Origin of the sequence: Paraburkholderia fungorum, assembly GCF_046027215.1 — a bacterium.
Taxonomy (GTDB): Bacteria; Pseudomonadota; Gammaproteobacteria; order Burkholderiales; family Burkholderiaceae; genus Paraburkholderia; species Paraburkholderia fungorum_D.
Window position 1 is genome coordinate 632544 of the sequence record NZ_JAQQEN010000002.1, and the last position, 23907, is coordinate 656450.

Annotated in this window: 20 protein-coding genes; 13 read left to right on the forward strand and 7 right to left on the reverse strand. The window is 62.8% G+C overall.

The genetic code is table 11. The features are described 5' to 3' along the window. Nucleotides 1-57 precede the first annotated feature (57 nt). The 6 genes from PQR27_RS23555 (at nucleotide 58) to PQR27_RS23580 (ending at nucleotide 6931) form a co-directional block, all read left to right on the forward strand. Nucleotides 58-1473 (forward strand): GH1 family beta-glucosidase, encoded by a 1416-nt coding sequence (locus tag PQR27_RS23555; RefSeq protein WP_408526047.1) that lies wholly within the window; start codon nucleotides 58-60, stop codon nucleotides 1471-1473. A gap of 64 nt (nucleotides 1474-1537) precedes the next feature. Continuing rightward, a complete protein-coding gene (locus PQR27_RS23560) occupies nucleotides 1538-2776 on the forward strand; it encodes an ABC transporter substrate-binding protein (RefSeq protein ID WP_408526048.1) in 1239 nt (412 codons plus the stop codon). Nucleotides 2777-2784: 8 nt separating this feature from the next. Continuing rightward, nucleotides 2785-3726, forward strand: coding sequence for a carbohydrate ABC transporter permease (locus PQR27_RS23565; protein WP_408526049.1), 942 nt, complete (start codon nucleotides 2785-2787; stop codon nucleotides 3724-3726). Further along, nucleotides 3726-4637 carry a carbohydrate ABC transporter permease gene (locus PQR27_RS23570; protein WP_408526050.1) on the forward strand — a complete coding sequence of 304 codons (912 nt, stop codon included), beginning with the start codon at nucleotides 3726-3728 and terminating at the stop codon, nucleotides 4635-4637. Before PQR27_RS23565 ends, PQR27_RS23570 begins: the two co-directional genes overlap by 1 nt. Before the next feature lie 10 nt (nucleotides 4638-4647). Continuing rightward, nucleotides 4648-5802: an ABC transporter ATP-binding protein gene (locus tag PQR27_RS23575; protein ID WP_408526051.1), complete on the forward strand. Its 1155-nt coding sequence runs from the start codon at nucleotides 4648-4650 to the stop codon at nucleotides 5800-5802. Nucleotides 5803-5878: 76 nt separating this feature from the next. Further along, entirely contained in the window at nucleotides 5879-6931 is a 1053-nt protein-coding gene (locus PQR27_RS23580) for a LacI family DNA-binding transcriptional regulator (protein WP_408526052.1), read from the forward strand. Nucleotides 6932-6949: 18 nt separating this feature from the next. Here the strand turns inward: PQR27_RS23580 and PQR27_RS23585 are convergent, their stop codons facing one another. Next, nucleotides 6950-7807, reverse strand: coding sequence for a PA4780 family RIO1-like protein kinase (locus PQR27_RS23585; RefSeq protein WP_408526053.1), 858 nt, complete (start codon nucleotides 7805-7807; stop codon nucleotides 6950-6952). A 520-nt stretch (nucleotides 7808-8327) separates the two neighbouring features. Between PQR27_RS23585 and PQR27_RS23590 the strand changes: the two genes are divergently transcribed. Next, entirely contained in the window at nucleotides 8328-10040 is a 1713-nt protein-coding gene (locus tag PQR27_RS23590) for a SulP family inorganic anion transporter (protein ID WP_408526054.1), read from the forward strand. A gap of 31 nt (nucleotides 10041-10071) precedes the next feature. Here the strand turns inward: PQR27_RS23590 and PQR27_RS23595 are convergent, their stop codons facing one another. The 3 genes from PQR27_RS23595 to PQR27_RS23605 all read right to left on the reverse strand — a co-directional run bounded on the left by PQR27_RS23595 (nucleotide 10072) and on the right by PQR27_RS23605 (nucleotide 12171). Beyond that, nucleotides 10072-10434, reverse strand: coding sequence for a hypothetical protein (locus PQR27_RS23595; protein ID WP_408526055.1), 363 nt, complete (start codon nucleotides 10432-10434; stop codon nucleotides 10072-10074). Between the two features lie 68 nt (nucleotides 10435-10502). After that, entirely contained in the window at nucleotides 10503-11141 is a 639-nt protein-coding gene (locus PQR27_RS23600; RefSeq protein ID WP_408526056.1) for a LysE family translocator, read from the reverse strand. Between the two features lie 154 nt (nucleotides 11142-11295). Continuing rightward, on the reverse strand, nucleotides 11296-12171 hold the full coding sequence (locus tag PQR27_RS23605; RefSeq protein ID WP_408526057.1) for a LysR family transcriptional regulator: 876 nt from the start codon (nucleotides 12169-12171) through the stop codon (nucleotides 11296-11298). A 154-nt stretch (nucleotides 12172-12325) separates the two neighbouring features. On the opposite strand from PQR27_RS23605, the gene PQR27_RS23610 reads away from it, so the two are divergent. The 6 genes from PQR27_RS23610 (at nucleotide 12326) to PQR27_RS23635 (ending at nucleotide 21414) form a co-directional block, all read left to right on the forward strand. Continuing rightward, on the forward strand, nucleotides 12326-12760 hold the full coding sequence (locus tag PQR27_RS23610; protein ID WP_408526058.1) for a VOC family protein: 435 nt from the start codon (nucleotides 12326-12328) through the stop codon (nucleotides 12758-12760). Between the two features lie 420 nt (nucleotides 12761-13180). Further along, nucleotides 13181-16411 carry an efflux RND transporter permease subunit gene (locus PQR27_RS23615; protein WP_408528282.1) on the forward strand — a complete coding sequence of 1077 codons (3231 nt, stop codon included), beginning with the start codon at nucleotides 13181-13183 and terminating at the stop codon, nucleotides 16409-16411. Nucleotides 16412-16433: 22 nt separating this feature from the next. Continuing rightward, nucleotides 16434-17657 (forward strand): efflux RND transporter periplasmic adaptor subunit, encoded by a 1224-nt coding sequence (locus PQR27_RS23620; RefSeq protein ID WP_408526059.1) that lies wholly within the window; start codon nucleotides 16434-16436, stop codon nucleotides 17655-17657. Further along, nucleotides 17654-19195, forward strand: a complete 1542-nt coding sequence (locus PQR27_RS23625) for an efflux transporter outer membrane subunit (protein WP_408526060.1) — start codon at nucleotides 17654-17656, stop codon at nucleotides 19193-19195. Before PQR27_RS23620 ends, PQR27_RS23625 begins: the two co-directional genes overlap by 4 nt. An 81-nt stretch (nucleotides 19196-19276) precedes the next feature. Further along, entirely contained in the window at nucleotides 19277-19963 is a 687-nt protein-coding gene (locus tag PQR27_RS23630) for a heavy metal response regulator transcription factor (protein WP_408526061.1), read from the forward strand. Further along, a complete protein-coding gene (locus PQR27_RS23635) occupies nucleotides 19960-21414 on the forward strand; it encodes a heavy metal sensor histidine kinase (protein WP_408526062.1) in 1455 nt (484 codons plus the stop codon). Before PQR27_RS23630 ends, PQR27_RS23635 begins: the two co-directional genes overlap by 4 nt. On the opposite strand, the gene dinB is transcribed toward PQR27_RS23635, so the two are convergent. The 3 genes from dinB to PQR27_RS23650 form a co-directional block, all read right to left on the reverse strand. Next, complete coding sequence (dinB, locus tag PQR27_RS23640; protein WP_408526063.1) at nucleotides 21381-22547, reverse strand: DNA polymerase IV; 1167 nt, start codon at nucleotides 22545-22547, stop codon at nucleotides 21381-21383. The genes PQR27_RS23635 and dinB overlap by 34 nt on opposite strands. A gap of 156 nt (nucleotides 22548-22703) precedes the next feature. Continuing rightward, a complete protein-coding gene (locus PQR27_RS23645; protein WP_408526064.1) occupies nucleotides 22704-23282 on the reverse strand; it encodes a YceI family protein in 579 nt (192 codons plus the stop codon). A gap of 48 nt (nucleotides 23283-23330) precedes the next feature. Then, nucleotides 23331-23891: a YceI family protein gene (locus tag PQR27_RS23650; protein WP_408526065.1), complete on the reverse strand. Its 561-nt coding sequence runs from the start codon at nucleotides 23889-23891 to the stop codon at nucleotides 23331-23333. Nucleotides 23892-23907 lie beyond the last annotated feature (16 nt).

Sequence of the window (23907 nt, forward strand, 5' to 3'; positions counted from 1 at the left end):
AGTTTCTACATCGACTTCCGCCGTCCCCGATTCAACGACCTCAGCGCAGGAGAATCCGTGGCAAACGACGCATCCACAGTATCCGACGCACGCCCCCCAGCAGTTTCCAACGACCTGCTCGCCGATCCCTTCACCCCGCCCGCCGACTCCACGCTGTGGCGCACGAACTTCCTGCTCGGCGCCGCCACCGCTTCGTATCAGATCGAAGGCGCGGTGAACGAAGACGGCCGCCTGCCGTCGATCTGGGACACCTTCTCTGCGACGCCCGGCAAGGTGCTGGCCGGCGACACCGGCGCGGTGGCCTGCGATCACTATCATCGCTGGGAAGCGGACGTCGATCTGCTGACCTCGCTCGGGCTCGAAGGCTATCGGCTCTCGGTCGCCTGGCCACGCGTCACGGACGCCGCCGGCAAGCCCAATCGCAAGGGTCTCGACTTCTACAAACGCCTGCTGGCGCGCCTGAAAGAGAAGGGCATTCAGACCTTTGTCACGCTGTATCACTGGGACTTGCCGCAGCATCTGGAAGATCGCGGAGGCTGGCTCAATCGCGACACCGCGTACCGTTTCGCCGATTATGCCGACCTGATCAGCCGCGAACTGGCCGGCATGGTCGACGCATGGGCGACCCTCAACGAGCCGTGGTGCTCCGCGTATCTCGGCTACGGCAACGGCCATCATGCGCCGGGGCTGGCCGATGGACGCTTTGCGACCCAGGCGATGCATCATCTGCTGCTCGCGCATGGCCTCGCGATACCCGTGTTGCGCGCCAACGATCCGGCTTCGCAAAAGGGCATCGTCGCCAATATCGGCCGCGGCACAGCCGATAGCGACAGCGCCGCCGATCGGCGCGCCGCGCATCTGTTCGAAGTTCAGCACAACGCGTGGATTCTCGATCCGCTGCTCAAAGGTGAGTATCCGCAAGACCTGTTCGAACTGTGGCCTGGCACCGAGCCACTGGTGCTGGACGGCGACATGCAGACGATTGCCGCGCCGCTCGATTTCCTCGGCATCAACTATTACTTCCGCACCAATGTTGCGAGCGACGGCGCGCGTGGCTTCCGGGACGTGCCGCTCGAAGGCGTCGAGCGTACGCAGATGGGCTGGGAGGTTTATCCCGACGGCCTGCGCGATCTGCTGATCGGCTTCAACCGTACATACGCAAACCTGCCGCCGATCTACATTACCGAAAACGGCATGGCGTCGGATGACAAGGTGGTCGACGGCCGGGTCGACGATACGCAGCGCATCTCGTTCCTCAAGCGCCATTTCTCCGCTGTCGATCAGGCGATCAAGGCAGGTGTCGACATTCGCGGTTATTTTCTGTGGTCGCTGATGGATAACTTCGAGTGGGCGTTCGGTTACGAGCGGCGCTTTGGCATCGTACACATCGACTACAGTACCCAGAAGCGCACAGTCAAACGTAGCGCGGAATGTGTGGCGAAGTTTTTGAAGGAGCGTCAAGCACGGATCTGATTGCAGGCAAAAGCTGGTTTGTCTACCGACTTGAAACACGGGCGCAACGCCTATTGGAGACGGAATGAACAGCAGAAAAATGGTCTTGCGAGGTGTCGTTGCGGCACTGGCGTTGTACGGCGTCGTCGCGCATGCGGAGCCCTTGAAGGCCAACGTGATTCACTGGTGGACCTCGGGCGGCGAATCGGCCGCGATCCGCCAGTTCGCCGATGCGTATAACAAGGCCGGCGGCCAGTGGGTCGATAACGCGGTGGCCGGCGCCGATCAGGCGCGCTCTACCGCGATCAACCGGATTGTGGGCGGCGATCCACCCACGGCTGCGCAGTTCAATACGTCGAAGCAGTTTCACGACCTGATCGATCAGGGCCTGCTGAATAACGTCGACGATGTCGCCGCGAAAGAGAACTGGAACAGCGTGTTCCCGCAGTCGATCATCGACAGCATCAAGGTGAAGGGTCATTACTATGCCGCGCCGGTCGATATCCACATGCCGGCCTGGTTCTTCTATTCGAAGCCGGTGTTCCAGAAGGCCGGCATTACCGGCGAGCCGAAGAGCTACGACGAGTTCATCGCCGATCTCACCAAACTGAAAGCCGCGGGCGTGATCCCGCTGGCGCTCGGCGGGCAGCCGTGGCAGGAGAAAATCACCTTCGACGCGGTGCTCGCCGACGTCGGCGGTCCCGATCTTTACATGAAGGTGTATCGCGATCACGACACCAATGCGGTCAAGTCCGATGCATTCAAGAAGGTGCTGACGTCGTTCAAGCGCCTGCATGATTTTGTCGATCCCGGTTCGCCAGGGCGCAACTGGAACGACGCCACCGCCCTCGTGATTTCCGGCAAGGCGGGGGTACAGATCATGGGCGACTGGGCCAAGGGAGAATTCTCGGCGGCCAATCAGACGGCCGGTAAAGAGTTCGGCTGCTTCCCTGGCTTCGGTCCGCACTCTCCGTATCTGGTGGCGGGCGACGTATTCGTGTTCCCGAAAACCGACAACGCCAACGCGATCAAGGCGCAGAATCTGCTTGCCACGGTGATGACCTCGCCGTCCGCGCAAGCCGCATTCAGCGCGAAGAAGGGCTCGATTCCCATTCGTCCCGATGTGGATGCCAGCGGTCTCGACATCTGCGCGAAGGAGGGCATCGCGATCATGAAAGACAAGTCGCGTCAGTTGCCGAATCCCGAGATGCTGCTCTCGCCTGACACGCAGGGCGCGCTGATCGACGTCGTCACCAACTTCTGGAACAAGAACCAGTCGGTCGACGACGCGCAGAAAGCGTTTGCCAGCGCGCTGAAGAGCTAGGCGCCGCGATGCACGCGCTCAAGCTGCCGGCCGCCGGCTCAACGCCACGCAAAAAGCCGCGCAAAAAGCCGCTTAAAAAGCGTTTGCCGGTGGCGGCCTGGTTGGCGTTGTTGCCGATGGTCCTGACCGTCGTGTTCGCGTATCTCGGCACGATGGTCTGGACCGCGCGCGTGTCGCTCAGCAACTCGCGCACGTTTCCCTCCGGCGACTTCGCGGGCTTCACGCAATACGCGCGGCTTTTCAACAACGACCGCTGGCTGCTGTCGCTGCAAAACATCGTGATCTATGGCGCGTGTTTCATTGTCGCGTGCATGGTGATCGGATTGCTGCTGGCGATTTTCATCGACCAGCGCGTGGTGGCCGAAGGCGCATTGCGCACGGTGTTTCTCTATCCGTATGCGATGTCGTTCGTGGCAACCGGCCTTGTCTGGCAGTGGATGCTCAATCCCGAACTGGGCGCCCAGGCGGTGCTGCACAAGCTCGGCTTCGTGCATGCGCGCTTCGACTGGATCGTCGATCAGGACTGGGTGATCTACACGATCGTGATCGCGACGGTCTGGCAGGCGTCGGGACTGGTGATGGCGCTGCTGCTGGCCGGTTTGCGCGGGATCGACGACGAACTGTGGAAGGCCGCGCGCATCGACGGCATTCCGCGCTGGCGTGTGTATGCGAGCATCGTCGTGCCGATGCTCGGGCCGTCGCTGTCTACCGCGTTCGTGCTGCTCTTCGTGATGGTCGTGAAGCTCTACGACGCCGTGGTGGCAATGACGCAAGGCGGCCCCGGCACGGCGAGCGAAGTGCCCGCGAAATTCATCATGGACTATCTGTTCGGTCGCGCGAATATCGGTCTCGCGTCCGCGGCGTCGATGGTGCTGCTGGCCACCGTACTGGCGATTCTCGCGCCGTTCTTCTACGCCCGCAGCCGCGCAGCGTGGCGCAAGGAGGTCTGATGAACACGCTCAGTTCGCCACTGAAAGGCGGCACGCAAAGCCGCGCGCGCCGCCGCCGGCACGCATTCACGCCTGCCCGTCTGGGCGTCTACGCGTTTCTGCTCACGGCCGCACTATTTTTCCTGCTGCCGCTGTATGTCATGCTCGTCACCTCGGTCAAGCCGATGAGCGAGATTCGCCTCGGCAATCTGCTGGCGTTGCCCACCCATTTCACGCTCGACGCGTGGAGCGCCGCCTGGCAATCCGCCTGTACAGGGCTCGATTGCAATGGCATTCAGGTCGGCTTCTGGAATTCGGTGCGCATTGTCGTGCCGAGTACGGTGCTGTCGATCCTGATCGGCGCGGTGAACGGCTATGCGCTGTCGTTCTGGCGCCCACGCGGCGCCGGCCTGCTGTTCGGCGTGCTGCTGATGGGCGCCTTCATTCCGGTGCAGGTGATGGTCTACCCGCTCGTGCGCGTGCTGGCGAGCATGCATCTGTTCAGTTCGCTGCCCGGCATCGTGGTGATTCACACGATCTTCGGCATGCCGGTGATGACGCTGCTATTCCGCAATTACTACGCCTCGATTCCGCAGGAATTGTTCAAGGCCGCGCGTATCGACGGCGGCGGCTTCTGGCGGATCTTCATGCAACTGATGCTGCCGATGTCGGTGCCGATCATTGTCGTCGCGATCATCATGCAGGTGACGGGCATCTGGAACGACTTCATTCTCGGCCTCGTGTTCGCGGGCACAAAAAACCTGCCGATGACGGTTCAACTGAATAACATCATCAATACGACCACGGGCGAGCGGCTCTATAACGTCAATATGGCGGCAACCATTCTGACCTCCATGGTGCCGCTGGCGATCTACTTCATTTCGGGCCGCTGGTTTGTGCGCGGCATTGCGTCTGGCGCCGTCAAGGGATAGGGCATAACGCATGACAAACCTCGCTAACGTGGCAGATGCAGGGGAGCTGGCCGGGGCCGGCGCCGTGGCGGACACGGCGGGCCTGACGAAGCCTGCCAACGTCTCGGTGCGCAATCTGAAGATCCAGTTGGGCGCGAACACCGTGATCGAAAATCTCGATCTCGACGTGCGCGCGGGCGAATTTGTCGTGTTGCTCGGGCCGTCCGGCTGCGGTAAATCCACCTTGTTGCACAGCATTGCGGGCCTGATCGATGTCACCGACGGCAGCATCGAGATCGCAGGCGAAGACATGACATGGGCCGATCCGAAAGACCGCCGGATCGCCCTGGTGTTCCAGTCGTACGCGCTGTATCCGACCATGAGCGTCGAGCGCAATCTGTCGTTCGCATTGCGCATCAACGGCACGCCAAAAGCGGAAATCGCGCGGCGTGTGGCGCGGGCCTCCGAGATGCTGCAACTCGGGCCGCTACTCAAGCGCAAACCGGCGCAACTGTCCGGCGGGCAACGACAGCGCGTGGCGATCGGCCGCGCGATCGTACGGGAAGCCGATGTGTTCCTGTTCGACGAGCCGTTGTCGAATCTGGACGCCAAGTTGCGCGCCGAACTGCGCCGCGAACTCAAGCAACTGCACCAGCGCCTCGGCGCGACCATGATCTACGTGACCCACGATCAGGTCGAAGCGATGACGCTCGCCACCCGCATGGCGGTGATGCGCGGCGGCGTGATCCAGCAGTTCGGCACACCGGCCGAAGTCTATGCGCGGCCGAACAATCTGTTTGTCGCGACCTTCCTCGGTTCGCCGGCCATGAATGTGCTCAAGGGCAAGCTGGAGCGGCACGACAGCTCGCTATATTTTCGCACCGCAGACTGGCGGTTCGACGTGTCCGCTTACCCGTTCAAAAGCACGCCCGCGGACGGCTTGCCTTGCACGCTCGGTGTGCGGGCCGAAGACGTGCACGTCGGCGAGGGCATGAGCGAGCGTGCGAATGTTTCGCTGATTGAGCCGATGGGCAACCACCGCGTTATCTGGCTCGACTATCATGGAGAGCAAATCGCGTCGATAGATCAGACGAAAACGCCGGTGGGGGTAGGTGACGTGGCGGCATTTTCGTTCGACGGCGCGCATATTTCGCTGTTCGACGAAGCAGGCGGTGCTCGCCTGTAGCATCTCTGGCGTTGAGCGGGCGGGGGGCGGCGGCGAGCAGCACGGGCAATAACAGCAAGGTCTGACGGAGAACCGTGTGGCAACACTCAAGGATGTCGCGGCACTGGCCGGTGTGGGGATGTCGACTGCGTCGCGGGCCATTTCCGGCAAGGGACCCATTTCAGCCGATGCCGCCGCGCGCGTGAAGGCGGCCATCGAAGCACTGAATTTTCGCCCGTCATCGATTGGCCGGGCAATGGCGACGCAGTCGCTCGGCATGATCGGCATCTTCGTGCCGACTTTTTTCGGCTCGTACTACGGCACGATTCTCAAGCAGACCGACACCGAACTGCGTGCGGTGCGCCGCCATGTGGTGGTCGCGACGGGCTGCGGAGAGGTCTCGCCACGCGAGCAGGCGATCGAGGCGGTGCGTTTTCTGATTGGCCGCGACTGCGACGGCGTAGTGGTCATCAGTCACGATCTGCACGACGAAGACCTGATCATGCTGCATCAGATGCACCCGAAGATGGTGTTTCTGAATCGCGCCTTCGACCAGTTGCCGGAGGCGTCCTTCTGCGCCGATCACCGGCGCGGCGGTGAACTGGCGGCGCGCACGCTGCTCGATCATGGGCATCGGGAAATTGCGGTGATTTCCGGGCCGTTTACCTCCTCGGACAATCAGATCCGGCTCGAAGGCTTTTTCGCCGAACTCTTGCGCGCGGGAATTGCACGTGACGATGTCACGCTGATCGAATCGGACTTCTCGCCGGAAGGCGGTTACGCCGCCGCGCAGAAGCTGCTCGATTCGAAGTGCCGCTTCACGGGCCTCTTTTGCGCGAACGACACCATGGCGGTGAGCGCGCTGGCGCGCTTTCATCAGGCAGGCATTGCCGTGCCGGACGAACTCTCGGTGATCGGCTACGACGATGACTACTCGGCCGCTTATGCCGCGCCCGGGCTGACGTCGGTGCATATTCCAACGGCCGAACTGACGCAGAACGCGGTGCGCTGGCTGATCAACCAGTGCTACCGGACCTCGTGGGAGATCTTCCGCGAGTTTCCGGTGAGCGTGACGATGCGCGAGTCGGTAGGGCCGGCGCCCGGCGCGGCGGGTGCCATGGGCAAACCGGGGCGGCGCAGTGTTTCGTAGCCGGTGGCGGGGCGTTTATCAGGTGCCGCTGCGCAGAGACTGTTCGTAGCGCAGGCGCGCTTCCTCATCGAGGCGCGTGTCTTCGAGTTCCTGTAGCACGGCTTCGAGATCGATCGGCGTGGTGTCCACTTCAACCCGGCCAGTCAGCTTGGCGTCGACGTGCAACGCGCCCGCCTCGAACAACGCCCAGATTTCCTTGCCGTAACTGGCGTCGAGCAGTGCGGGCGCAAAACGGCCGAAATACGCGGCCAGATTGTTCACGTCGCGTTCCAGCATGGCCGGCGCTTCGAGATTGCCGGCGGCATCCACGGCTTGCGGCAGGTCGATGATGACCGGGCCGTCGGCGGCCAGCAGGATGTTGTATTCGGACAGGTCGCCGTGAATCACGCCGGCACACAGCATGCGCACCACCTGGTTGAGCAGCAGCGCGTGCAATTCGAGCGCGCGCGCCTCGCTCATGTCCACGTCGTTCAGACGCGGCGCGACGTTGCCTTCCGCGTCGGTCACCAGTTCCATCAGCAACACGCCGTCGGTGCAGATAAAGGGCTGCGGTACGCGCACGCCCGCATTGGCGAGCTGGAACAGCGCGTCGACTTCCGCGTTCTGCCAGGCCTGTTCCTGCACCTCACGGCCGTAGCGGCTGCCTTTTTCCATCGCGCGTTGTTGGCGGCTGTTCTTGACCTTGCGGCCTTCGCGATACGACGCGGCCTGACGGAAACTGCGCTGTTTGGCGTCCTTATAGACTTTCGCGCAGCGCGTGGACTCGCCGCTGCGCACGACGTAGACCGTGGCTTCCTTGCCGCTCATCAGTTGGCAAATGACTTCGTCGATCAGGCCTTCTTCGACCAGCGGCAGCAGACGTTTCGGGGTTTTCATGTGGCCACCCGGAAACGGTGGGCGGCGAGGCGGCCAAGCGTGGCCCGGCCATGCTTGGCCGGTTGCGAGGAAAGGTGGGGCGGGATTCGGGTCATGCCGGATTATACGGGGTGTGGCCAACCTTGCCGGAAAGCGGATGCTCCGCGCCATCGATCCTTTCAACGTCCCGTAACGCCCTTGTAATGAAGCGCAACAGTGTTTTGCGGTTTTCCCTCATTTAATACGCATCGCAATCGCGTAAACTCGCGGTAACAATTTGTTACGGGGTATGAGATGTTGGCCGTGTTTATCATCGCCTGTCCGATCTGCATTGCTGCGTTGTTCGGTTTTGCCCGACACGTGGATCCGCTGACAGGACAGCTCAAACGTTAAATCCACAAGCCGGCCAGTCTGGCCGCGTCGTCTGAATAGCGGTTGGTTTCAGGTGGTTCCGTTTGGGCGTCTCGTTGCTCGAACCTTGCCTTTATGTGCCATCTCACGGCACGATGCGCGATAACCTACGAGTGGGGTTTCATCGCGCATGCGAGATTTTCTGGCAAGTATTGCTTCGCGCTTCAGCGTCCTGAAAGGCGTCCTTCCGTTGAGCCGTGGCGGGGCGGCGCGTGATGCGCTGGCCGGCGTGCAGCTTGCGTCGATGGATATTCCGCAGGTGCTCGGCTATGCGCGTATCGCGGGCATGCCTGCCGTGACGGGGCTGTACACCGTCTTCCTGCCGCTCATCGCGTTTGCGTTTTTCGGCGCGTCGCGCCATCTGGTCGTCGCGGCGGATTCTGCCACCGCGACTATTTTCGCCAGCCGCCTGTCGACCATGGCGCCAACTGCAAGCGCCGACTATGCGGCGCTCGCAGCGATGGTCGCCTTGCTCACGGCCACGCTGCTGCTCGTCGCGCGGATCTTCAAACTCGGTTTTCTCGCCGACTTTCTGTCGCGCACGGTGCTGGTCGGCTTTCTTGCCGGGGTGGGTGTGCAGGTCGGCATCGCCATGCTCGGCGATATGTTCGGCTTGCACGAGCACGCCGCGCGCAGCGTCGATCAGCTGGCTCTCGTGATCCGCGAGTCGGCGCAGATCAATCTGCCGACACTCGGCATCTCGCTGCTGGTGGTCGTCGCCATTCTGGCGTGCAAGCGCTTTCTGCCGCGCGCGCCGGTGCCGCTGATCGCGGTGGTGGCGGGTATCGCCGCCAGCGACGTGTATGGTTTCGCGGCGCACGGAATTGAGATACTCGGGCCGGTGGCGGGTGGGCTGCCGCCGCTGCGTGTACCGTCGGTGACGTGGCAGCAGATGCAGGATCTGTTGCCGGTGGCGGCCTCGTGCTTCGTGATGATCGTCGCGCAAAGCGCTGCCGCGAGCCGTGTCTTCGCCGAGCGCTATCACGAACCGGTCGACACCAATGCCGACCTGCTGGGTCTTGCGGCCGCCAACGCCGCGGCCGCGTTCACGGGCGCGTTCGTCGTCAACGGCAGTCCGACGCAGACCGCCATGGCCGATCGTGCCGGCACCCGCAGCCAGTTCGCGCAACTCGTGTTCGCGGTGGTGGTGGTCGCGGTGTTGCTGTTTTTCAGCCGTTTTTTGCAGTACTTGCCGCACTGCATTCTGGCCAGCATCGTGTTTACGATCGCCGTTGGCCTGGTCAATCTGAAGTCGCTGTTTTCGATTCGCCGCGAGAGTCCAGGCGAATTTGCGCTGGCCGTGTTCACGGCAGCGGCCGTGGTGCTGATCGGCGTCGAACACGGCATCCTCGTGGCGGTGGCGCTGTCGCTGCTAAGGCATGTGCGGCACAGTTACCGGCCGCACACCATGATTCTCGCGCCCGGCGAAGACGGCATGTGGGTGCCGGTGCCCGCCGTGCCCGGTCTTCAGACCGCGCCGGGCCTGATCGTCTACCGTTTCGGCGCCGATCTCTTCTATGCGAATGACCATTTTTTCGTCGACGATACGCGCCGCCTGGTCGATCACGCGCCAGACGCGGTGCGCTGGTTCGTGATCGACGCGAGCGCGATTACCGACCTCGATTATTCGGCGGCGCGCTCGGTCGGCGAACTGTGCGAGAACCTGAAGCACGGCGGCATCGGGGTGATTTTCGCGCGCGTGAACCAATATTTGCGCGCGGATATGGATCGGCACGGCATCACGCCGATCGTCGACGCGAGCTGCATTTTCAGTACCTTGCATGAGGCGCTGCGCACCGCTGGCATAGAGAAGCCGCACAAGCACGTGAAAGACGCGCCATAGCGGCACGGCTTCACAGGCATGCTAGCGTGCTTCAGCCGTGTGGCTCGTCGTCGTAGGCGAAAAAATGGCCGATAAAGAAACACGCGCCGGCGCAGGCGGCGCCAAGCACGGCCACCGTGTAAGCGAGCGCGGTGCCGTGCCAGAGACTGCCGAACCATTGATGAATCTGCGCCGCGAACACCGCGGCGTTGCCGCCGATCCGCTGCAATTCGATCTGATAGCGCGGGTCGGCGATGCCGTACATGGAGACGGCACTGTCCTGACCCGGCGCCGCCGCGTAGATGATCAGCGCGGCGATCAGACTGGCGAGCAGCACGATAACGGCCGCCAGATAGAGACGCTTCTGCAATGGCGAGCGCCTGGTCGCCGGATTCAGGTTTTTACCACCGCTCATTGTGTTTGCGTATCCGCCGGGTCGTCACCGCGACAGTATCGCAGAGCGGCGCGCGCGTTAAGTCACGGCTAGCTTATCGAGGTCAGCAGCTTCAGACCGGCAACGCCGAACACGATGGCGAGCGAGCCATCGAGCCAGCGCCGGATCGCGACATAAATGCGCCGCGCGGACGTGGTGGAGAACAGCACGGCATAGCTGGTGAACACGCTTAGGCCGATACACATGCAGCCGAGCACCACCGGCGCCGTGTGCGATGCGCCGCCCGCAGGCGACACTGCCAGCGAAACGATCGAGAGCCACACCAGAATGGCTTTCGGGTTGGTGAGATGCAGGAGCAGGCCGCGCCGATACAGCCGCTTGAGCGGCTCGCCTTCGCGTGCGGTGCGGGTGGGCAGTTTTTCGGTGCTGAACGCGGAGCGTGCGGATTTGACGCCGAGCCACAGCAGATACAGCCCACCGGCAACCTTGATCGCCGCGAGGCATTCCGAGTAAGTGGCGAGTACCGCCGACAAACCCAGCGACGCCAGCAATGCCCAGAAGAACGAACCCGACACCACGCCGAGCGCGAAGGTCAGCGCGGACTTTCTGCCCGCACTCATGGCCAGCGACATGATCGCGAGGTTGCTCGGCCCTGGGCTCGCCGTGCCGACGAAGTAGGCGCTATAGGCGATCAGGACATCGGCGGTGAGAAAGGTGCTGGCGGTCATGGGGGATATTTCGGCGGCAAGCCGTGCCGCGCGGTGCGGCACAGGCAAAAGAGCGGATGGATGCGCGAACAACGATTCTGCCCGCCGCCGCGCGCGCGTCACAGATACAGTTGACGGCCTGCGCAGCAGCACAATCGGGCCTGTGCCGGGCACCTCAGGCATGCGCCGCGGCGCCGATGCAGTCCGCCAGCGCGTCCGCCACCGCCTGCCGGCTATGGCGCGGGCGCTGTACCAGGCCGATTTCGCGGTGAAACGTCGCGTCGCCGAGGTCCAGCGCGGCGACTTTGGCGGGCCATTTGCCGAGCCCCGCCGTGTTCGGAATCAGCGCCACGCCGATGCCACGCGCCACCAGTTGCGCGATGCCCTGCAATTCGTCGAGTTCGATCACGTCCTGCACGTTCAGCCGCGCCCGCCGCAAAAAGCGGTCGACCAGTCTGCCGCCGAACGAGCCGCGGTCGTAGCGGATAAACGGCTCGCTTCTAAGCAAATCTCGCCATGACCGGTTGCCGCGCGCGAGCGCCTTGGGCACCAGCAGCACGAACGGCTCGGTGACGAGCGTGCGCCATTCGAGTTCGGAGGGCAGCGCAAACGGTGGCCGGATGATGACGGCGAGGTCGAGCTCGCCCGAATCCACTTGCCCCAGCAAACCCAGCGATACGCCGGGAACCACGCGCATTCGCCAGCCGGGGCGGTCGTTTCGAAAGCGGGCCAGCGCGTCCGCGAGAAACGACACCTGGGCGGACGCAATCGCGCCCACCCGCAGCATGCCGCTTTCCGCCGCGACCGCGCCGCGCTCCGAAAGCCGCGCATAGAGCGTCATCATTTCTTCGGCGAGCGCGAGCGTTTCGCGGCCAGCGTCGTTGAGCGTGGCGGAGCGGCCGGTGCGGTCGAACAGCGCGAAACCGAGGTCCTCTTCGAGCCGCTGCATCTGCGCGCTCACGGCCGACTGCGTCAGGCCAATGCGCGCGCCCGCACCGGAAAACGTGCCGTACTGACTGACGGCGATGAAGGTTTTGAGTTCGTTGAGCATCGCGATTGATCGGTTTTGGTGTTAGTCAGATCAAATATATATCGTTTTTCACCATTTTTGGTCATGGTTAAACTGGCTCTCACGCGTCTGCTCACCTTGGATTCACCGGGGGAGCCAGGCATAAACCCACCTTCCTATCTGCGAGTTTTTCACCATGAGCGCTGCCGACACCGTCTTGCCGCCATTCCATCTGGCGTTTCCTGTTCATAGCCTCGCCGCCGCGCGCGAGTTCTACGGCGAACTGCTGGGCTGTCCGGAAGGGCGCAGCTCGCCGGAATGGGTCGATTTCAATTTCTATGGCCACCAGATCGTGGCGCATCTTTCGCCCGAGGAGTGCGGGCATCGCCAGACCAGCAAGGTCGACGGCGACGCCGTGCCGGTGCGCCACTTCGGCGCGGTGCTGTCGATGGAACAGTGGCAGGCCGCAGCGGACAAGCTGCAAAAGGCCGGCATCGACTTCATCATCCAGCCGCATGTGCGTTTCAAGGGCGAAGTCGGCGAGCAGGCGACCATGTTCTTCCTTGATCCGTCGGGCAACGCGCTGGAATTCAAGGCGTTTGCAAATATGGCGTCGTTGTTCGCGAAGTAAGTTCGCCGCTTCGGCGCATGAAAACACTCGCGAAAAGAAGCGCAACTGCATTTACATTTGCATCGCAGAAACTAAGCTAAAGGAAATGTCTCGCGCGGCGCCGCGAGACATGCCTATAACAACACCTTTAAAAGCGCTTATCTCCGCCTGCCATACGTTTGCTCTTCGCATATGAACGCAACGTTTCAGGCGGTCCATATCCTTACATTAGCCTTCCTGACAATTTAGCCATTTTCGCGCCATGCAGGCGTTGGTGCTATCGATCTAGCATAGGCACTGATTCACCGGGAGAGGCATGGCATGAGCCCCGGCGACATGTGCGCATGTCTGCCGGCATCAGCATGTCATCTGCTGACGCTGCGCGCGGCGTCCCGTCACGGCGATTCAATTCCTTACCTGCATTCTCTCGGGCGCGTTTCAATGTGGATCGTCAATGTTGCGCTAAAGCGGCCATACACGTTCATCGTGATGGCCATTCTGATCTTGCTGGCCACGCCGTTCGTGTTGCTGACCACGCCGGTCGACGTGCTGCCGGAAATCAATATTCCGGTGGTCAGCATCATCTGGACGTACACGGGTTTGTCGGCCGAAGACATGGCCAACCGGATCACGTCCGTCAATGAGCGCAGTCTGACCACGACGGTCAACGACATCGAGCACATCGAATCGCAGTCCCTGGCGGGCATCACGATTCTCAAGGTGTTCCTGCAGCCGAATGCGAACATCCAGACCGCGATCGCGCAGACGGTGGCCGTCGAACAGGCGCAGCTCAAGCAGATGCCGCCAGGCGCTACGCCACCGCTCGTGATCAGCTATTCGGCTTCGAGCATTCCGGTGATCCAGCTCGGCCTGTCGAGTCCGAAGCTCTCCGAGCAGGCGCTCAACGACACCGCCCTGAACTTCTTGCGCCCGCAACTCGTGACGATTCCAGGCGCGGCCGTGCCGTATCCATACGGGGGCAAATCGCGGCTGATCTCGGTCGACCTCGACACGCGCGCGTTGCTCGCCAAAGGCCTGACACCGTCCGATGTGGTCAGTGCGTTCAACGCGCAAAACCTGATTCTGCCGACCGGTACAGCGAAGATCGGGCCGAAGGAATACACCATCAACATGAACGGCTCGCCCGCCACGGTGGAAGGGCTCAACGATATTCCGGTGCGCACGCTCAACGGCGCGACCACGTACCTGCGTGAAGTCGCGCACGTACGCGACGGTTTCTCGCCGCAGACCAACATCGTGCGGCAGGACGGCCACCGTGGCGTGCTGATATCGATACTCAAGAACGGCAGCGCGTCGACGCTCTCGATCGTCAATACGCTGCACGCGCTGTTGCCGGCTGCGCGCGCAGCCTTGCCGCCCGATCTGAGCATCACGGCCCTGTTCGATCAGTCGGTGTTCGTCAAGGCGGCCGTGCAGGGCGTGGTGCGCGAAGCACTGGTCGCCGCCGCGCTGACAGCGGCGATGATTCTGCTGTTCCTCGGCAACTGGCGCAGCACCTGCATCATTGCGATCTCGATTCCGCTGTCGATTCTCTCGTCGCTGATTGCCCTGCATGCGCTCGGGCAGACCATCAACATCATGACGCTGGGCGGTCTGGCGCTGGCCGTCGGTATTCTGGTCGACGACGCGACGGTGACGATCGAGAATATCGAGCGGCATCTGCATATGGGCACGAATCTGCACGATGCGATTCTGGACGGCGCCGGCGAAATCGCGATTCCGGCGCTCGTGTCGACGCTCTGTATCTGTATCGTGTTCGTGCCGATGTTCTTCCTGACCGGCGTAGCGCGCTATCTGTTCGTGCCGCTCGCCGAAGCCGTGGTGTTCGCGATGCTCGCCTCGTACGTTCTGTCGCGTACGCTGGTGCCGACGTTGGCGATGCTGCTGATGGGCCACGCGCACAAGCCAAAAGCGGGCAGCAAACCGGGTCTGTTCATGCGGATCTACCACCGCTTCGACGCCGGCTTCGAACGCATGCGTGGCACGTACATCATGATTCTCAGTAGTGTGCTGGTGCGCCGCGGCGCGTTCGGCAGCATGTTCCTCGGTTTCTGCGTCATCTCGATGGGCCTCGTTTTCGTGCTCGGCGAAGATTTCTTCCCCAGCGTGGATGCCGGCGATATCCGCCTGCATATGCGTGCGCCGACCGGCACCCGCATCGAGGAAACGGCGCGTTTGGCCGACGAAGTCGAAAAGGTGATTCGCGAGGTTGTGCCGGCCAAAGAGCTGGGCACGATTCTCGACAACCTCGGCTTGCCGTATAGCGGTATCAATCTCTCGTACAGCAATGCGGGCACGATCGGCACGCTCGACGGCGAGATTCAGGTGGCCCTGAAAGAAGACCACAAGCCGACCCAGACCTACATGGACAAGCTGCGTGAGATCCTGCCGCAGCGCTTTCCGGGCGTCGAGTTCTTCTTTCAACCGGCCGACATCGTCACGCAGATTCTCAACTTCGGCCTGCCTGCCGCAGTCGATGTGCAAATTTCGGGCGCCGACCAGCAGGGTAATTTCGACATTGCCCGCAAGCTGCTGAAGCAGGTGCGGATGATTCCCGGCACGGTGGATACGCACATCCAGCAGAAGCTCGACGAGCCGGCCATCAATCTTCAGATGGATCGCACACGCTTGCAGCAACTCAACCTGAGCGCGAGCAATGTGGCGCAAAATGTGCTCATTTCCCTGTCGGGCAGTTCGCAGACCTCGCCGGGTTTCTGGTTCAACAACCGCAACGGCGTCGAGTACAACGTCGCCGTGCAAACGCCGCAGTATCAGGTTTCATCGATCGACGAACTGTTGCGCACGCCGGTCTCCGGTTCCGCCACCGGGCCCACGCAATTGCTGGGCAATCTGGTGCGCGTCGCGCCGCAGAATCAGTTCGCGGTGGTCACGCACTACAACATCCGGCCGGTGATCGATCTGTACGTGAGCGTCGAAAAGCGCGATCTCGGCAGCGTGGCGGATCAGGTCGACAAGCTCGTCGATAACGTGCGCGCGTCACTGCCGCGCGGCAGCCAGATTACGGTGCGCGGCCAGGTGCAGACCATGCGCAGTTCGTTCTTCGGTTTGGGATTGGGTGTGGCGATGGCGATCGTGCTGGTGTACCTGCTGATCGTGGTGAATTTCCAGTCGTGGGTCGATCCGCTGATCATCATCAGCGCGTTGCCCGCGGCTCTCGCGGGCATCGTGTGGATGCTGTTCCTGACCGGCACGCATCTGAGTGTGCCGGCCCTGACCGGCGCGATCATGACGATGGGCGTGGCCACCGCCAACAGTATTCTGATGGTCGCATTCGCGCGCCAGCGGCTCTCCGCCGGTGCACCGCCATTGACCGCCGCGCTCGAAGCGGGTGCAAGCCGGATCAGGCCGGTGCTGATGACGGCCTTCGCGATGATCATCGGCATGATTCCCATGGCGCTCGGTCTCGGCGAAGGCGCCGAGCAGAACGCGCCGCTTGGCCGCGCGGTGATCGGCGGCTTGCTGTTCGCCACTGTGTCCACGCTGTTCTTTGTGCCGTTGGTGTTCGCAGGCATCCATAGCCGCCTCGCGCGGCGGCGCGGCGACCACGACCGCGACGACGGCAACGGCAATGGCGACCCGAACCACGATAGCCCCGCGCCGAACCACGGCGGCGACGGCAAGCACGCGTAACGTTGAATGACGGCTGACTGAGATGACCGAAAAAACTCATGCATCGCTAGCGATTCCCTCGCGAGAAACCGAAGGCGGCCACGCATTACCGCCGCGCAGTCGGGAATGGAAACGCGCCAAACTCGCGGTCTGGATTGTGCTGGCGCTGCTCGCCATCGGCGCGTTGCGCACGGTGATCGCGGATATCATGCAAAGCCACTCGGTCGCCGAGACGACCAGGCAGAACGCCACGCAGTACGTGAACGTGGTGAGTCCGACGCAAACCGAAGGCGGCGGCAATACGCTGTTGCCGGGCACCTTGCGCGGCTACGTCGAATCGCCGATCTTTGCGCGCTCCACCGGTTATCTGCTGCACTGGTACGTCGATATCGGTGCGCGCGTGAAGCAGGGGCAACTGCTGGCCGATCTGGATACCCCGGAAATCGATCAGGAACTCGCGCAGGCATTGGCGCAGCGGCAGCAAAGCAGTTCCAGCCTCGGCCTCGCCAAAAGCTCGCTGGAACGCTGGCAGCAGCTGCGTCAACGCGATGCGGTTTCGCAGCAGGAGCTCGATGAACGGCAAAGCACGTATACGCAGGACGTCGCCAACCTCGCCGCCGCCGATGCCAATGTGCAGCGCCTGCGCCAGCTCGAATCGTTCAAACGCATCGTCGCGCCGTTCGCCGGTGTGGTGACGCAGCGTAATGTCGATGTCGGCGATCTGATCGACGCGGGCAGCGGCACGAGCCGTGCGCTGTTTGCGCTCGCGCAGTCCGACCCGTTGCGGGTCTACGTGCAACTGCCGCAGGCCTATGCGCAAAACGTATCGGTCGGCCAGAAGGTGGTGGTCACGCAGGCGGAATTGCCGGGGCAGCAGTTCCACGGCACCATCACGCACATGTCCGGCGCGATCGACGTGCCCACCCGTTCGCTGCAGATCGAAGTGACGCTGCCGAATCCCGACGACAAACTGCGCCCGGGCGCCTATGTGCAGGTCGCCGTGCCGGCGGTCGCTCACGCTCAGCTGATGGTGCCGGGCAATGCGTTGCTGTTTCGCGCTGAAGGTCCCCGGCTTGCCGTGGTGGATGAAAAGGGCAATGTGCAGTTGCGCAAGATCGTGATCGCGCAGGATCTCGGCCAGTCGCTCGAAATCGAAAGCGGTATCGAGGCGAACGACAAGGTCATCATCAACCCGAGCGATTCGATCGCGGACGGCGATCATGTGCGGATCACGCAGCCGCAGCAGAACAGCAAGGGGGCGTCGTGAAGCGGCTTGCGTCGCGCCGCTCGCTCGCGGTGGCGGCAAGTGCCGCGAGTGCCGCGAGTGCCATATTACTGGCCGCGTGCACGGTCGGGCCGGACTATCAGCGCCCGCAAGCCGAGGTACCACCGACATGGCAGACCGAATCGTATTGGCGGCTTGCCGCGCCTTCGCACGCACCGATTTCGTCCGAGTGGTGGAGCAGCTTCGGCGACACGACGCTCGCCACGCTGGAAACCCAGGCGCTCGCGCAGAACCAGACGCTGGCCGCCGCCAGCGCGCACTATGCGCAGGCGAGAGCCACGCTCGCGAATACCCGGGCGCAGCAGATTCCCGAAGTGGATGCGAGTGCTACGGGCTCGCGCTTCAGGGTTTCGAAGGATCGCCCGCTCACCAATTACGGCGTGCCGACGACCTCGACGGTGCAGAACAACCTGCAAATCGGCCCGACAATCAACTACGACACCGATCTATTCGGCCGGATACGCCGGGAAGTGGAGGGCGCAACGGCCTCGGCGCAACAATCGGCTGATGATCTCGCCAATGCGCGGCTGGTGCTGACCACCGATCTCGCCGCCGACTATTTCTCACTGCGCGAGCTCGACGCCGAGATCGACGTGCTGAACCGTTCAGTTCAGTTGCAACAGAAGGCACTGGACTACGTCACGTCCGAGCATGATCTCGGCGCGGTCTCCGGACTCGACGTGCTGCAGCAGAAATCGCAACTCGATTCCACCCGCGTGCAGGCGCAATTGCTGCTGAATCAGCGAGCGCAATTCGAGCACGCGATCGCGGCGCTCGTCGGCGTGCCCGCGCCGCAGTTCGCTATCGAGCCCAAGGTGCTCGACACCCAGGTGCCGCCGATCGCGCTCGGTGTGCCGAGCGACGTATTGCAACGCCGGCCCGACGTGGCATCGGCGGAACGCGCGATGGCAGCCGCGAACGCGCAGATTGGCGTGGCCAAGGCGGCGTTTTTTCCGAGCCTCACCTTGATGCCGGGGATTGGCTGGGAAAGCACGCAGTTCGCGAGCCTGTTCAGTGCGCCGACCTTGATGTGGACGCTCGGCGCGACGGTCGGCCAGGTGCTGTTCGACGGCGGACGGCGCGCGGCAAATGTCCAGTTCGCGAGCGAGGGCTACAAGGCGACCGAGGCGAACTACCGGCAAACTGTACTTAACGCTTTCCAGCAGGTACAGGACGGCATCACCGGCCTCGCGGTGCTCGACGGCGCGGCGAAACAGTCGCACGAGGCCGTGACCGATGCGCAGCATCTGCTGGCGCTCGCGAACGATCGCTATTCGGGCGGCCTTGTCGCGTACCTGGATGTCATTACCGCGCAGCAGTCGCTGCTTACCAGCGAGCGCCAGGACGTGCAGATCCATGGTCAGCAGATGACCTTGTCGGTCTCGCTGGTGAAAGCGCTGGGCGGCGGCTGGGATGCCCGCATGGACACGCCGGACGCGCGGCAACTGAAGGATACGAAGGACATGAGCGACTCGAACGAGTCGAACGGCACCAAGGAGGCGATGGCTCCCGCGAAGTGAGCTCCAGATCATGAGCCGGCGGGCTGGACTCAAAAGCGGGAACCGAGGCGTTTCGTATAATGCAAATACAAGGGGACGCGGATGAAATTGCTGATTGTTGAAGACGAGCTCAAGGTGGTCGACTACCTGCGCTCCGGTTTGACAGAGCAGGGTTGGGTCGTCGACGTCGCGCTCGATGGCGAGGAAGGCATGCATCTGGCCACCGAATTCGAATACGACGTGATCGTGCTCGACGTGATGCTGCCCAAACGCGACGGCTTCAGCGTGCTGAAGGCGCTGCGCATGCGCAAGTCCACGCCGGTCATCATGCTGACCGCCCGCGATCACGTGAATGACCGTGTGCGCGGTTTGCGCGAAGGCGCCGACGACTACCTCACCAAACCGTTTTCTTTTCTCGAACTGGTCGAGCGGCTGCATGCGCTCGCGCGCCGCACGCGTTCGCAGGAGTCGACGCTGATTTCGGTCGGCGATCTGTTCGTCGATCTGATCGGCCGGCGCGCGACCCGCGACGGCGTGCGGCTCGATCTGACCGCCAAGGAATTCCAGTTGCTCAGCGTGCTGGCGCGCCGGCAGGGCGATATTCTCTCCAAGACGGCGATCACCGAGCTCGTGTGGGATGTGAATTTCGACAGCCATACGAACGTGGTCGAAACCGCGATCAAACGATTGCGCGCCAAACTCGACGGTCCGTTTCCCTCCAAGCTGCTGCACACCGTGCGCGGCATGGGCTATGTGCTTGAAGTGCGTGAGGAGGCTGAGCAGCCATGAACCGCTCGATCGCCCGCCGCCTGGCGCTGATGTTCGCGTTGGTCGCGCTGTCCGTGTTCACACTGGTCGGCACGGGCCTGTTTCTGGTGTTGCGCGCGCAACTTGAACACCATCTGCGCGAGTCGCTCGACGATCGCTCGGAGATCGCGCGCTTCATCGTGTATCACGCGGTCACGCCGGAAAAGTGGCGCATGGCCCGCGAAAAGCTCACCGACATGACGCCGCGCGACGGCAGCACGGTGTATTCGGTGACGAGCGCCGATTCCAGTTTCCACTTCGGCCAACCCGTACAAGGCTCGGTGGTGACAAACTGGCAAGGCGGCTATGCACGTGTTTCACCGGCTGGCGGCGGTCAGGACATGCTGACCGCCACCATGACGCTGCCGGCTTACGCCGCGCGCCCGGCCGTGCAACTGCAGGTAGCCGCGAGCTATTCGCCGAACGTGCGCACCATGCGCGTGTTCGGTCTCGCGCTCGCTGCGTTGTCCGCACTGGGCAGCCTGGCCGTACTGCTGCTCAGCTACTCGGTGACGCGGATCGGTCTCACACCGTTGACGCGCCTGACGAGAGACGCCTCCGAAGTCAGTCCGAACAATCGCTCACAGCGCCTGAATACGGCCGCGCTGCCGCTCGAACTGAATGAACTGGCGCACTCCTTCAACGGTGCGTTGGAACGGCTGGACGGCGCGTATGGCCGCCTCGAGTCGTTCAATGCAGACGTGGCCCATGAACTGCGCACGCCGGTCACGATTCTGATCGGCCAGACCGAAGTGGCGCTGACACGCAACCGATCGGTCGACGATCTGCGTCACACGCTGCAATCGAATCTGGAAGAGTACGAACGCATGCGCGCGATCATCAACGACATGCTGTTCCTCGCGCGCGCCGACCAGGGCGAGCGCGCGACGGGCCTCGTGGAGGTGTCGCTCGCCGCGGAAGTGGCACACACGCTGGAGTTTCTGGAGATTCCGCTTGAGGAAGCGCGCGTGCATGCCCAGTTGCGCGGCGATGCGATGGCGCGCGTGAACCGCTCGCTGTTCGGCCGTGCCTGCACGAATCTGCTGATGAACGCGATCCAGCATTGCGCGCCCGGCGCGGCAATTACCGTGACGATCGCGCGGGAAGACGATCAGTTGCGGGTCGCGGTGGCCAACCCCGGCGCGCCGATCGAGCCGGCCGTGCTCGAACATCTGTTCGACCGCTTCTTTCGCGCGGAACTGTCGCGCACCAATAGCCGCGAAAATCATGGGCTGGGGCTGGCGATCGTGAAGGCGATCGCGGAGATGCACCGTGGTACGGTGTCGGCCACGAGCGTCAACGGGATCAATACGTTCGCGTTTTCGATTGCGGCGTCGCGTGTGGATATCGACCCGCCAGCGGCACGCTCGCATGGCGGCGCGCCCACTGAGGCTGCCGGTTATTCGTCGCTGGCGAAAGGCAAGTCGGCCTGAACCGGCAAGCGCGGCTTGAGCGCCTGCGCGTTGGCCGGCGTCAGCGCGCTCACGCGCACGCCCAGCAGCCGCAGCTTGCGGCTCAATTCCACCCGCTTCAGGCATTCGGTCGCCGCACGGCGGATTTCGACGGCGTTGGCCGTCGGTTCGTCCAGCGTCAGGTCCCGCGTGACCGTGCGAAAGTCGTCGTAGCGCAGCTTGATCCCCACGGTGCGCCCCACATACCCTTTGCGCACGAGATCTTCCGCGACCCGCACGCACAAGCTGGTAAACGAGGTCGACAACGCGGGCCGGTCGTGACGCGGATGCAGATCGCGCTCGAAGGTCGTCTCGCGGCTCATCGACTTGGGTTCCGATTCGACCACCACCGGCCGCTCGTCGTAGCCCTGCGCGACTTGCGTGAGCCACGCCGAGTAGCTGCGCCCGAAGTTCTCCTGCAGCAGCGCCGGGTCCGCCGCCGCCAGATCGCCGACTGTGGCGAGGCCGAGCGCGGTCAGCTTTTCCGCCGCCTTCGGCCCGATGCCGTTCACCTTGCGCACCGGCAGCGGCCAGACGCGCAATGGCACATCGGCGGGCGTCAGAATCGTGAGGCCGTCGGGTTTGTCGAGTTCCGAACCGATCTTCGCCAGCAGCTTGTTCGGTGCGACGCAGATCGAGCAGGTGAGGCCGGTGGCCTGATTGACCGCCTGCTTGATGCGCGCGGCGATCTCGCGTGGCTCGCCGGGCAGTTCGGTGAGGTCGATATAGATTTCGTCGATGCCGCGGTCTTCGATCCGATCGGTAAAGGAAGCCACCGCCGTTTTGAACAGGCGCGAATAGTGGCGATACGATTCGAAATCAGTGGGCAGCAGGATCGCGTCGGGCGCGAGCATGGCGGCCTTCATCATGCCCATTGCCGAGAAAACGCCGAGCGCGCGGGCTTCATACGTGGAGGTGGTCACCACGCCGCGGCCCGCGTAATCGCGCAGACGCGCGAAGCGCCGGCTGCCGTCTTCCAGTAATTGCGGCACGCCGTTGCGGCCGCCGCCGATCACCACCGCCTTGCCGCGCAGTTCTGGATAGCGCAACAGTTCAACGGACGCGTAGAACGCGTCCATGTCCAGATGCGCGATGCGGCGGCTTGCAGAACTCATGGATGGCGGAAACGGGTGACAGCGAGGGCAGCAAAGGACATTCGATGCGCCTGCCGGTGCTGCCCCGTGTATGGCCTGCTGCGTCGGGCGCCCGCATGCCGGACGCCAAACCGTCATAGTACCTTGCTCCGCCGGGGCAAGGCACCGTACTGCCAGTTACTGCTTGATGCCTTCAGCCTGAATATGCAGCGTGGTCTGCATCTTGAAGCCATAGGTCTTGCCGAAGTCGATGCCGAAATCGTCGCGATTGAACGTCGCGGTCGCTTCCGTGCCGCACACTTCGCGCTTGAGCATCGGGTTCATGAAGCACTTGAACGACTCGATCTTCAGGTTGACCGGCTTGGTCACGCCATGCATCGTCAGCGAGCCGATCACTTCCACGGGCTTGTCGCCGTCGAAGCGGATCTGCGTGCCCTTGTAGGTCGCGCTCGGGTACTTCGCGGTGTCGAAGAACTTGTCCGTGACCAGTTCCGCGTCGAGTTTGTCGTTACCGATATCCACCGAGTTCATGTCAATGGTCACGTCGACCGTGCCGGTCTTCGCCGCGCGATCCAGCGTCACCGTGCCGCTGCTCTTCTTGAACTTGCCGCGCCAGATCGACACGCCGCCGAAGTGATCGGTTTCGAAGCTGGGCGCGGTGTGCATCGGGTCGAGCTGATACGTATCGGCGGCCATCACGTTGAACGACATGGCTGTGGCGAGCGCGCCGGCGGCGAGTAAAAATTGCTTTTTCAAAATCTTCTCCAGGTGTCAGAAAGTGCTGCGATGCAGCTTGATAGTCCGTTACTTCTTTGAAGCGACGATGTGAAATTTGATGACGACTTCATCGGCAACCACCGACGTGTCTTTCCATTCGCCCGTGCCGACATCGAACTGCGAGCGTTTGATCGGCAGCGAACCGTCGAAGGTCTGCGTGGCACCCTGGCTGGCGATCGTGACGGGCACCACCACGGTTTGCGATTTGCCCTTGATCGTGAGCTTGCCGGTGATCCTGTACTGATTGCCGCCCGCCGGCGCGATAGCGCTGGAAACGAAGGTGGCGGCCGGATAGGCAGCGCTATCGAACCATTCCTTGCCCTGGGCCTGCTTGTTGTAGTCGTCGGCGCCGAGGTCGTAGCTGCCGGTATCGATCGATACGGTGGCGCTGCCGGCGGTGGGTTTGGTCGGATCGAAATTCAGTTGCGCCGAGAACTTCCGGAACTTGCCGTCGACCGGCACGTTCATCTGTTTCGTCGTGGCCACGACGCTGCTTTTGCTCGTGTCGACATCGGCGTGCGCGACTGCGCCGAACAATGAGGCGGCGGCGATGCCGGCGAGAATCGAGTGGTAGAGAGCTTTTTTCATAGTGATACGCATCCTA

What these genes read in the sequence shown, in the direction of transcription:
- PQR27_RS23560 (WP_408526048.1), top strand. Translation starts at nt 1,538, where the DNA reads ATGAACAGCAGAAAAATGGTCTTGCGAGGTGTCGTTGCGGCACTGGCG.
- PQR27_RS23565 (WP_408526049.1), top strand. Translation starts at nt 2,785, where the DNA reads ATGCACGCGCTCAAGCTGCCGGCCGCCGGCTCAACGCCACGCAAAAAG.
- PQR27_RS23570 (WP_408526050.1), top strand. Translation starts at nt 3,726, where the DNA reads ATGAACACGCTCAGTTCGCCACTGAAAGGCGGCACGCAAAGCCGCGCG.
- PQR27_RS23575 (WP_408526051.1), top strand. Translation starts at nt 4,648, where the DNA reads ATGACAAACCTCGCTAACGTGGCAGATGCAGGGGAGCTGGCCGGGGCC.
- PQR27_RS23585 (WP_408526053.1), bottom strand. Translation starts at nt 7,807, where the DNA reads ATGAAAACCCCGAAACGTCTGCTGCCGCTGGTCGAAGAAGGCCTGATC.
- PQR27_RS23590 (WP_408526054.1), top strand. Translation starts at nt 8,328, where the DNA reads ATGCGAGATTTTCTGGCAAGTATTGCTTCGCGCTTCAGCGTCCTGAAA.
- PQR27_RS23595 (WP_408526055.1), bottom strand. Translation starts at nt 10,434, where the DNA reads ATGAGCGGTGGTAAAAACCTGAATCCGGCGACCAGGCGCTCGCCATTG.
- PQR27_RS23600 (WP_408526056.1), bottom strand. Translation starts at nt 11,141, where the DNA reads ATGACCGCCAGCACCTTTCTCACCGCCGATGTCCTGATCGCCTATAGC.
- PQR27_RS23605 (WP_408526057.1), bottom strand. Translation starts at nt 12,171, where the DNA reads ATGCTCAACGAACTCAAAACCTTCATCGCCGTCAGTCAGTACGGCACG.
- PQR27_RS23610 (WP_408526058.1), top strand. Translation starts at nt 12,326, where the DNA reads ATGAGCGCTGCCGACACCGTCTTGCCGCCATTCCATCTGGCGTTTCCT.
- PQR27_RS23615 (WP_408528282.1), top strand. Translation starts at nt 13,181, where the DNA reads ATGTGGATCGTCAATGTTGCGCTAAAGCGGCCATACACGTTCATCGTG.
- PQR27_RS23620 (WP_408526059.1), top strand. Translation starts at nt 16,434, where the DNA reads ATGACCGAAAAAACTCATGCATCGCTAGCGATTCCCTCGCGAGAAACC.
- PQR27_RS23630 (WP_408526061.1), top strand. Translation starts at nt 19,277, where the DNA reads ATGAAATTGCTGATTGTTGAAGACGAGCTCAAGGTGGTCGACTACCTG.
- PQR27_RS23635 (WP_408526062.1), top strand. Translation starts at nt 19,960, where the DNA reads ATGAACCGCTCGATCGCCCGCCGCCTGGCGCTGATGTTCGCGTTGGTC.
- dinB (WP_408526063.1), bottom strand. Translation starts at nt 22,547, where the DNA reads ATGAGTTCTGCAAGCCGCCGCATCGCGCATCTGGACATGGACGCGTTC.
- PQR27_RS23650 (WP_408526065.1), bottom strand. Translation starts at nt 23,891, where the DNA reads ATGAAAAAAGCTCTCTACCACTCGATTCTCGCCGGCATCGCCGCCGCC.